The 9,619-nt window shown below is 62.0% G+C and carries 9 protein-coding genes; 4 read left to right on the top strand and 5 right to left on the bottom strand.

The window, feature by feature from the left end; all coding sequences use genetic code 11:
- Together Mhypo_RS18410 and paaZ are read left to right on the top strand one after the other, a co-directional pair.
- Positions 1 to 263 (top strand): hypothetical protein (locus Mhypo_RS18410; protein WP_420846003.1); only part of this gene is annotated, 263 nt, incomplete at its 5' end.
- 122 nt (positions 264 to 385) lie between these two features.
- The gene (paaZ, locus tag Mhypo_RS15950) at positions 386 to 2,434 is read left to right on the top strand and encodes a phenylacetic acid degradation bifunctional protein PaaZ (RefSeq protein ID WP_119342255.1); all 2,049 of its coding nucleotides are present in this window, start codon (positions 386 to 388) and stop codon (positions 2,432 to 2,434) included.
- A gap of 367 nt (positions 2,435 to 2,801) precedes the next feature.
- Here the strand turns inward: paaZ and Mhypo_RS15945 are convergent, their stop codons facing one another.
- The 4 genes from Mhypo_RS15945 to trpB are packed head-to-tail and all read right to left on the bottom strand — an operon-like array spanning position 2,802 to position 6,537.
- Positions 2,802 to 3,656, bottom strand: a complete 855-nt coding sequence (locus tag Mhypo_RS15945; protein ID WP_119342254.1) for an MBL fold metallo-hydrolase — start codon at positions 3,654 to 3,656, stop codon at positions 2,802 to 2,804.
- Complete coding sequence (locus Mhypo_RS15940; RefSeq protein WP_119342253.1) at positions 3,625 to 4,485, bottom strand: DNA-methyltransferase; 861 nt, start codon at positions 4,483 to 4,485, stop codon at positions 3,625 to 3,627. Before Mhypo_RS15940 ends, Mhypo_RS15945 begins: the two co-directional genes overlap by 32 nt.
- Positions 4,486 to 4,495: 10 nt before the next feature.
- Positions 4,496 to 5,290, bottom strand: coding sequence for a tryptophan synthase subunit alpha (gene trpA / locus Mhypo_RS15935; protein WP_119342252.1), 795 nt, complete (start codon positions 5,288 to 5,290; stop codon positions 4,496 to 4,498).
- The gene (trpB, locus tag Mhypo_RS15930; RefSeq protein WP_119342251.1) at positions 5,287 to 6,537 is read right to left on the bottom strand and encodes a tryptophan synthase subunit beta; all 1,251 of its coding nucleotides are present in this window, start codon (positions 6,535 to 6,537) and stop codon (positions 5,287 to 5,289) included. Before trpB ends, trpA begins: the two co-directional genes overlap by 4 nt.
- Before the next feature lie 284 nt (positions 6,538 to 6,821).
- On the opposite strand from trpB, the gene Mhypo_RS15925 reads away from it, so the two are divergent.
- Entirely contained in the window at positions 6,822 to 8,051 is a 1,230-nt protein-coding gene (locus tag Mhypo_RS15925) for an aminopeptidase (RefSeq protein ID WP_119342250.1), read from the top strand.
- Here Mhypo_RS15925 and Mhypo_RS15920 read toward each other — a convergent pair.
- A complete protein-coding gene (locus Mhypo_RS15920; RefSeq protein ID WP_119342249.1) occupies positions 8,048 to 8,512 on the bottom strand; it encodes a regulatory protein RecX in 465 nt (154 codons plus the stop codon). The genes Mhypo_RS15925 and Mhypo_RS15920 overlap by 4 nt on opposite strands.
- A 125-nt stretch (positions 8,513 to 8,637) precedes the next feature.
- Between Mhypo_RS15920 and Mhypo_RS15915 the strand changes: the two genes are divergently transcribed.
- Entirely contained in the window at positions 8,638 to 9,366 is a 729-nt protein-coding gene (locus tag Mhypo_RS15915) for a metallophosphoesterase (protein ID WP_119342248.1), read from the top strand.
- Positions 9,367 to 9,619: the final 253 nt, after the last annotated feature.

The following is a 9,619-nucleotide window of genomic DNA, read 5'->3' as shown; positions in this document are numbered from 1 at the left end:
AAGAAGTCCTTGCCGCCTGGAAAGCTCGTTGGGATCTGGAGCGGGTGCATCGCCTGCTCAAACAGAACCTGGGTTTATCCAAATGCCTCTCTCGTTCCTATGCTGCTCAACTCAAACATGCTGACCTTGCCATCGAGGCCCTACACCTTATTCGACAGCAAAAACAACTACATCCAGATCTTTCTTGGCGGACAGCACAGCACAATGCCGCAAAAACCCTCAAATCCCAGCTACTGACCGTACTTCCTGCCCTTTCAGCCTGACTTTATGCCCTTTTTTTAATACTTTTCACTACAGTTCAATCTCTTGAAACATTCAGGCGCTAGCCACAGCCGCCATCAGCTATTTGCTTACATACAAACAAGCGTTTGTTAGAATACCTAGCATGAAAATAAGCAGCTACGCCGCCGGGGCCTGGTACCAAAGCCCCGCCGAAGGAACCCTGGTACGGGATGCCGTGTATGGAGAGCCGGTGGCCCTGGTCAGCAGCGAGGGGCTCAACTTCAAGGCCATGGTTGAGTACGCCCGCAAGGTGGGGGGGCCCAACCTCCGGCGCTACACCTTCCACGAGCGGGCCGCCATGCTACGGGCCCTAGCCCAGTATTTACAAGCGCGCAAAGAACAGTTCTATGCCCTCTCCTACAAGACCGGGGCCACGCAATACGATAGCTGGTTCGATATAGACGGGGGCATAGGGACTTTCTTCAGCTATTCGTCGCTGGCGCGGCGCGAGCTGCCCAACGCGCGCTTCCTGGCCGAAGACGACGCCCTGACGCTCTCCAAACAGGGCACTTTCCTGGGCCGGCACATCCTGGTGCCCAAGGAAGGGGTGGCGGTACATATCAACGCCTTTAACTTCCCAGTCTGGGGCATGCTGGAAAAGCTGGCCCCGGGCCTGATTGCCGGGGTTCCGGCCATCGTTAAACCTGCTACCCAGACCGCCTACCTGACCGAGGCGGTCTTCCGGGCCATGCTCGAGTCGGACATCCTGCCCGAGGGGGCCATTCAGCTAGTTTGCGGGGGCATTGGCGACCTGTTTGACCACCTGAACGAGCAGGACAACGTCACCTTCACCGGTTCAGCCGCCACGGGACGCAGGCTCAAGGTGCATCCCAGCCTGGTTGCTCGTTCGGTGCCCTTCAACATGGAAGCCGACAGCCTCAACTGCGCCATACTGGGGCAGTCGGTAGAGCCCGGCGAGCCCGAGTTCGAGCTGTTCGTAAAAGAAGTCGCACGCGAGATGACCGTAAAAGCTGGCCAGAAGTGCACTGCCATTCGGCGGGTTATCGTCCCCAAAGACAAAAGCGAAGCTGTTCTGGAAGCCCTGCAGCAGGCACTGGCGAAGGTTGTACTGGGAGACCCCAGCCGCCAGGAGGTGGGCATGGGCCCGCTGGTAGGGGCTCAGCAGCGCCAGGACGTGCTGGCCGTGGTCGAGCAGCTTAAAGCACAGGGCTGTGAGGTAGCGTATGAGGGCTCCCACACGCTTCTGGGCGGCGACTGGGAGAAGGGCGGCTTCATGGCCCCCACCTTACTGTATAGCCCCAGGCCCTGGGAGAGTGCAGCGCACGACCTCGAGCCCTTCGGCCCGGTGGCCACCCTGATGCCCTACGAAAACCTGGACGAGGCCATCGCCCTAGCCCGTCGGGGCCAGGGGAGCCTGGTAGGAAGCATTGTCACGTACAACCGCCAAGAGGCCCGCACCCTCTTCTTCGGCTGCGCCACCCACCACGGGCGTATGCTAATTCTGAACCGCGAAAATGCCCGCGAGTCCACCGGCCACGGCTCTCCCCTCCCCCTGCTGTTGCACGGGGGGCCGGGCCGGGCCGGAGCGGGCGAGGAACTCGGCGGAGTGCGGGGCATCAAGCACTACCTGCAGCGCTGTGCCGTGCAGGCCGACCCCACCACCCTGATGGTCTTGAGCGAAGAGTACGTGCGTGGGGCGCAGGTCAAGGAAGACCTCATCCACCCTTTCCGCAAATACTTTGAAGACCTCGAGGTTGGCGAGAGCCTCCTCACCCACCGCCGCACCGTTACCGAGGCCGACATCGTGAACTTCGCCAACGTTACAGGCGATTACTTCTATGCTCACATAGACGAACTCGGGGCCAGGGACTCCATCTTTGGCAAGCGGGTGGCCCACGGCTACTTCCTGATCTCGGCGGCGGCAGGACTGTTCGTGAGCCCAGCACCGGGGCCGGTGCTGGCCAACTACGGGCTCGAGAACCTGCGTTTTATTGAGCCGGTGGGCATTGGCGACACCATCCAGGCCCGCCTCACGGTCAAGTCGAAAACCGCCAAAGACCCCCGCCCCGGCGAGCGGCCTACCGGGGTGGTGACCTGGGCAGTGGAGATTACCAATCAGGAGGGCAAGACTGTGGCCCTTTACGACATCCTGACCCTGGTGGAGCGAAGGGAGAAGGCAGCGCAAGCCTAGAGCGCTCTTTACAAAAACCAGCCATCCTGAGAATCCTTTGTCTCGAACAAAACACTGGCCTGGAAACCCAAAACCCAAGCACCCTTGGGCCAGGCCCGGTCCACGTTTTGGATATATCAACCCAAATCCACTTGAACCCCTTGTCTTCTCCCCTGGGCGGAAGGTGGCGACACCCCTACCGTGCTATTTACCAGTGATGGGAACGCGACTCTCTACACCTGGGGTGTAGCCGGATGAAGGGGTATAGGAACGGCGCTCAAAGATAACCATCCAGGTAAAGTTGGTGTCACCCCGGCGAGGCAGGTCTCTTTGTCCCTTCTCGTTTTCGCGGACGGCCCAGTCTGTGAAAAGCACGATAGGACAACCTCTACAGATACACGGGCTCGGCCTGGTAACCCTTCTCGGTGCGCATCAGCCGGCCTAGAGGGTGCCCCGGCTCGTGGGTAAAACACAGCAGGTAGCGCCCCTCCAGCCAGCGCTCGTACAGGCGTTTGCGGGTCTGTAGGGAGGTCATGGGGTAAAGGTCAAAGGCGGGAATGTAAAGCAGAGGGGCCTGCGCGCTGAGGGCTACTAAATCGCCGGTGTAGGCCAGGTTTTGCCCCTCGGAGGCCAGCTCCACCACCTGCATGCCCAGGGTGTGGCCCGGAGCCGGCAAGACCTGTAGGCCGGGAAGAATTTCAGCCTCGCCTTCGACCACCTCGAAGCACCCCTCTTCCAGCAAAGGCTCGACATTCTCGAGGCGGTAGCTGGCCTGGCTGCGCTCGTGGGGGTGCAGGGCATCTTCAAGCTCTTGCTTTTGCACGATGTGGCGGGCTTTGGGGAAGGTGGGCCGCAGCCGTCCCTCCACCCAGCGGGTATTGAGCCCGGCATGATCGAAGTGCAGGTGGGTGTGAACAACCAGCGAAATGTCCTGGGGTTCCACCCCCAAAAGCGCCAGCTGACCCAGCAAGGGGTTGGTATCGCTCAGGCCGTAGATTCGGCGGAACTTTTCGTCCGCCTTACGGTCTATGCCGGTCTCGATGAGCACCAGGTGGTTCCGGGCCCGAATCAGCAAGGGGTTTAGCCCCAGTCGGACCCGGTTTTGCTCGTCTGGGATTGCAAGTTTCGACCACAGGGGCCTGGGCACGATACCAAACATCGAGCCGCCGTCCAGCCACAGCTCGCCGTCGCTCAAAAACCAGAGCTCGAAATTACCGAGCTTGTGGTACAGGATGGGGCGCATCGGGATTGATTATCTCAGGTTTGAAGGGGGCCAGTCTACGCTGCATCACGGCCACCGCCCCAGGGCTTTGGTCCACCAGGACAAAACCCCGCCCATTCAAAGCAGCCGCCTCGCCGGTAGTGCCGGAGCCCGCAAAGAAGTCCAGCACTGTCTCGCCGGGGTTGGAGTGAACCCGCACGATGCGTTCCAACAGGCGCAGGGGCTTTTGCGTGGGGTAGCCGGTTTTTTCCCTGGATGAGGTCGGCACGATGGTCATCCACCAGACATCGGTGGGGGTTTTGCCTCGAGCAGCCTTTTCTGGCCCGGCCATCTTGGGGGCCAGGTAGGGGATGCGGTCGATGGCCTCGTAGTTGAAGGTGTACCGACGTGGGTCTTTGGCGTACCACAGGAGGGTGTCGTGCTTGGCTGGCCAGCGGTTTTTGGAGCGCCCACCGTAGTCGTAGGCCCAGATTATTTCGTTGATAAAGCTCCTGCGACCAAAAATCTGGTCCAACAGCACCTTCACGTAGTGCACTTCGCGATAGTCCAGGTGCACAAAAAGCGAGCCCTGGGGGGTCAGCAGGCGGTAGGCTTGCTCGAGCCGGGGCTGCAGAAACGCCACAAAGTCGTCGTAGCGATCGGGATAGACCGGGGCCGGAAGCTCCTCGGTGCGATAACGCCTGCCCGCAAAACCCCTGCGTGGCCCCTGTGCGTCGGCCACCGCACGAATACGGCGGCGCTGCTGGGTTTTGCGGGTATTGAACGGCGGATCCAGGTAAATGAGGGGAAAAGCAGCCTCGGGCAGGGTGGCGATGTACGCCAGACACTCAGCCTGCACAATGCGCTTCATCGGCCTGATTCTAATGCACCGGGCCGGGTACGCCCTCGAGGCCGAGGCCCGCCCGCACCTCCCCCAGCACCTCTGCCAGCCCTCTGCCCTCTTCGTGGGCCCGAATCAGGGCGCTGGCAATCACCGCCCCATCGGCGGCCTGGGCGGCCTGCTGGGCGGTGGCCCGGTTGGAGATACCAAAGCCAATGGCTACGGGGGCATCGGTCACCTGGCGGATGCGCTGAACCAGCTCCGGCAGCCCCTCGGGCAGCCGGTCGCGCGCCCCGGTCACCCCGGCTACCGAGACCGTATACACAAAGCCGCTGCAGTAGGGGGCCACGGTCTGGATGCGAGTCTCGGTGGAGGTCGGGGCCAGCAGAAAGGTGGTCTCGAGGCCCTTCTTCTGCGCCAGGCTCACCAGCGCGGGGTCTTCGTCCGGGGGCAGGTCGGGCAGGATGAGCCCGTTCACCCCGGCCTCTTTGAACATACCGAAAAAGCGTTCCGGCCCCACCGCCAGCACGGGGTTGATATAGGTCATGAGGAAAAGAGGCCTATCGGTAAGGCCACGAATTTCCCGCACGAAGGCGGCTACGTCGGCCACGTGAATCCCTTGCCGCAGAGCCTGTTCCGAGGCCCGCTGGATCACCGGGCCGTCGCCCAGGGGGTCGGAGTAGGGCAGCCCGACCTCGAGCAAATCCGCGTAAGGCAACACCTGCTTGACCAGCTCCAGGTCGGCGCCCCGGCTCGGGTATCCGGCCATCACGTAGGGAATCAGCGCCGCGCGCCCTTCGGCTTTGGCCCTGGCAAAAGCTTCACGGGTGGTCATGACCGCCCCCCCTGCACAAGACCCTCGGCGCTTGACCCTTGACCCTCTCCCATAACGCGCATCACCTCCACCACGTCCTTGTCGCCCCGACCCGAAAGGTTGATTACGATTACCTGTTCGGGCTCCATCTCCGGGGCCAGCTTAGCCGCGTAGGCGATGGCATGGGCCGACTCGAGGGCCGGGATAATCCCCTCCAGGCGGCACAAGAGCTGAAAGCCCTCGAGGGCCTCCTCGTCGGTGATGCCCACATATTCGGCTAGGCCCGCCTCGGCATAGTAGCTGTGCTCGGGGCCCACCCCGGGGTAGTCCAGGCCCGCCGAGACCGAGTGCGCAGGCTGAATCTGGCCGTCGTCGTCGTAAAGCAGGAACATCTTAGCCCCGTGCAACACGCCTTTGCGGCCTGCTCCGATGGAGAGCGAGTGCAGCCCCGAGGCTGCTCCGTGGCCCGCGGCCTCCACCCCCATCAGGCGCGGGCGGTTTTCCTGGTAAGCAAAGGGCGCAAACACCCCGATGGCGTTGGAACCCCCACCCACACAGGCAATCACCACATCAGGGTTCTCGCGCCCCTCCTTCTCCCGGAGCTGGGCCTTGATCTCCTCACCCACGATGCTCTGGAAGTCGCGGGCCATCATGGGATAGGGGTGCGGCCCCACCACCGAGCCGATGATATAGAAGCTATCGCGCACGTTGGTTACCCAGTCGCGGATGGCCTCGTTGGTGGCGTCCTTGAGGGTGCGGGTGCCGCTTTCCACCGGGCGCACCTCGGCCCCCAGAAGCTTCATGCGAAACACGTTCAAAGCCTGCCGCCGCACGTCCTCGGCCCCCTGGTAGACCACGCACTCCAGGCCCATCAGGGCGGCCACGGTGGCCACGCTCACCCCGTGCTGGCCGGCCCCGGTCTCGGCAATCACCCGCTTCTTGCCCATGCGCTTGCACAGCAGGGCCTGGCCCAGGGTGTTGTTGATTTTGTGGGCCCCGGTGTGGTTCAGGTCCTCGCGCTTCAGGTAGATTTTGGCCCCACCCAGGTGACGGGTGAGGTTCTCGGCCAAGTAGAGCGGCGAGGGGCGACCCACATACTCGCGCAGGTAGTAGTCATACTCGGCCAAAAAATCGGGGTCGTTTTTGTAGTGCAAATAAGCCTCGCTGAGCTCTTCCAGGGCCGGCATCAGGGTCTCGGGCACATAGCGCCCGCCAAAGTCGGCGTAGCGGCCTCTGGCGTCGGGCAGGGGGTAGCTGGGTAGTTGCATGAATACCTCTTCTAAAGGGGGTTTATGGTCGTTGGACTATCGACTATGGACTATGGACTATCGACTATGGACTATCGACTATGGACTATCGTTAGCTAACAAAGAAAAACTCGAGGCCAACACCTCGAGAAAAGCCCAAGCGCTGCCTTAGAAGGTACGCTCGAGCCTACCCACGCCACCAGCGCTGGTGGTGCCACTTGTAGCTGCGGGGAGTACGAATCCGCATGTTGACCAAAGGGTAGCAAGCCCTGGGGTTTGCGTCAAGGTTGGGGTAAAGTTGAGGGATGGAAGCTTTTGCACACCAACTCCAACAACTGGCAAAAGTGGCGGTACATGTAGGTCTGGGGCTTCGGGAGGGGCAGGAACTGGTCATCACAGCCCCCATCGAGGCAGCGCCCCTGGCCCGAAAGATTGCCGAGCAGGCCTACCGGGCCGGCAGTCCGCTGGTTACCGTCCTCTACGACGACGAGGCCAACACCCTATTGCGTTTCCAGCACGCCCCCGAAAGCGCCTTCGACAAAACCCCAAAATGGCTTTTTGACGGGATGGCTGCTGCCTTCCAAAGCGGGGCCGCCCGTTTGCATATCGCGGGCAACGATCCCAACCTGCTTCAGGGCCAGAACCCGGAGTCGGTGGCCCGGGCCAACCGCGCCCGCTCGGTGGCCTACCGGCCCGTGATGGAACTCATCACCACCCACCACATCAACTGGACGATCGTGGCCTACCCCCATCCGGCCTGGGCCCGGGTGGTTTTTCCAGAGCTTTCGGAGCAGGAAGCCGTACAAAAGCTCTGGGAGGCCATCTGGAAGGCCTCGAGGCTCGACACCCCCGACCCCGTGGCCACCTGGCAAGCCCACAACCAGAACTTGAGCATGCGGGTCAACTACCTGAACCACAAGCGCTACAGCGCCCTCCACTTCAAAGGCCCCGGCACCGACCTGCTGGTGGGGCTGGCCGACGACCACGTTTGGGCCGGTGGCGCCGTGCAGGCCAAAAACGGCGCAGTCTGCACCCCCAACATCCCGACAGAGGAAGTCTTCACTGCCCCTCACAAAGACCGTATTGAGGGCTATGTCCGCAGCACCAAGCCGCTCTCCTATCAGGGCAGCCTGCTCGAGGAAATTGAGGTGCGCTTTGAAAAAGGGCGGGTGGTGGAAGCCAAAGCCAAGAGTGGTGGTGAAGTCCTGGAACGGGTTCTCCAGACCGACGAAGGGGCCCGCAGCCTGGGCGAGGTGGCCCTGGTGCCGCACTCCTCGCCCATTGCCCAAAGCGGGGTGCTGTTTTACAACACCCTGTTCGACGAGAATGCGGCCAGCCACATCGCGCTGGGGCAAGCCTACAGCGAATGTATCGAGGGCGGCAGCCAACTCAGCCCCGAGGCACTCGCGGCCAAAGGGGCCAACAGCAGCCTGATTCACATTGACTGGATGATTGGCTCGAGCCAGATAGACGTGGACGGCATCACCGAGTCCGGGCAGTCCGAACCGCTGATGCGGGCAGGAGAGTGGGTTTAGCCCTCCGGGTTTTCGGCTTGCTCGAGGTAAAGCTCCCAGGCAGCCAGGGCATGGGTAAAGGCGTAGCCCCGGTTTAGCAAAAAACGAACGGCCCGGGACTTCTCGCCCCGGTGGCGGCCCGGGTAACGCAGCAGCAAGGCCACCCCTTCGGCAACCGGGTCTTGCTCGGCGGCCAGTGCGGTCAGCACCTCTTCAACAATCTTGCGCGGGACGCCCTTTTCCAGCAGGGCCCTGCGCAGCTTGGCCGCACCCCACCGGCCTGCATAAAGCCGGGCGTAGCCCTCGGCGTACTGCCGGTCGTCGAGATAGCCCAGGCCCTTGACCCGCTGAATCACCGCCTCCACCACTTCCAGTGGGGCTTTTAGGGCCAGCTTCTGGCGCAGGGCCGCCTCCGGGTAGGCCCTGGCCCCCAGAAGCCGCACTGCGTACAAGAACACCTGGTCGGGGCTGGCATCCTTCACTTCTCAGATTATGTCTCGAGGTTGAGCGCAGTTAGCGGTCCCCACCCTTGACGCCCGGGCCCGAACCCTAGACACTAAACACTGCTATTTGCGGCTTTCGCCAGTAGCTTTAGAAGCCAATACTTATGCGCGTCTTTGCCATTGCCGACATCCACCTCTCTAAGGCCTTCCCCAAGCCCATGAACATCTTTGGGCCCGAATGGGACGGGCATCCCGAGGCGGTGTTCGAGGAGTGGCGCAAAACCGTGGGCGAGGACGATTTGGTCATTGTGGCGGGGGATATCTCCTGGGCCATGAAGCTGCCCGAGGCCCTGCTCGACCTCGCCGACCTGGCCCTGCTTCCAGGCACCAAAGTATTACTGCGGGGCAATCACGACTACTGGTGGCCTTCGATTAGCCGTTTGAGGCAGGTGTTGCCCCCTCGAATGCACGCCTTGCAGCACGACTCGCTCGTTATCGGCAACCTGGCCATCGCCGGAAGCCGCGGATGGGACACCCCCGGCAGCTACAACTTCACCCCCGAAGACGAAAAAATCTACAAACGAGAGGTGGAGCGCCTGGCGCTTTCGCTCAAAACCATCCAGGGCCACGACTATGAATACCTGATTCTGGCCATGCACTACCCACCCTATGGCCCCACCGGCGGCCCCACCGGCTTTACCGAGTTGATCGACCAGTATCAGCCTACCTGCGTGGTCTACGGGCACCTGCACGGGGCCGACCCCGAGCGGCTTCCCAAAAGCTGGAACGGCGTCCCCTTGCATTTCGTCTCCGCTGATGTGGTGCGCTTCAAGCCCCAGCTTATCCTCGAGACCCCCCATCAGACGCACGTGGTGAATGTTGCCGATAGCTGAAGCTCTAAGGTCGAAGGGCTATTCGACCTCTAGCCTTGAACCCTCGCCTTCCCGGCTGTTTGTTGGCGGCATCTGATACCGGATTCAAAAGGACAGTTTACAAAACCAAAAACACCAGAGGCTGTCTTTTTGAATCCTAGAGCACACCCCTCCCTTGAGTACCGGCGCTAGCCGGGGGCCGATGGCCCTTCACTGTCGGTCGGCGAAGAAAGCGTCTCCCTTCCAAGGGGCGGTATCGCCCTCCGCTACGCGG

It is taken from the genome of Meiothermus hypogaeus (genome assembly GCF_003574035.1).
Classification (GTDB): domain Bacteria; phylum Deinococcota; class Deinococci; order Deinococcales; family Thermaceae; genus Meiothermus; species Meiothermus hypogaeus.
Note: the sequence above shows the minus strand (reverse complement) of the source record. Positions and strands in the feature narration are given on the sequence as shown.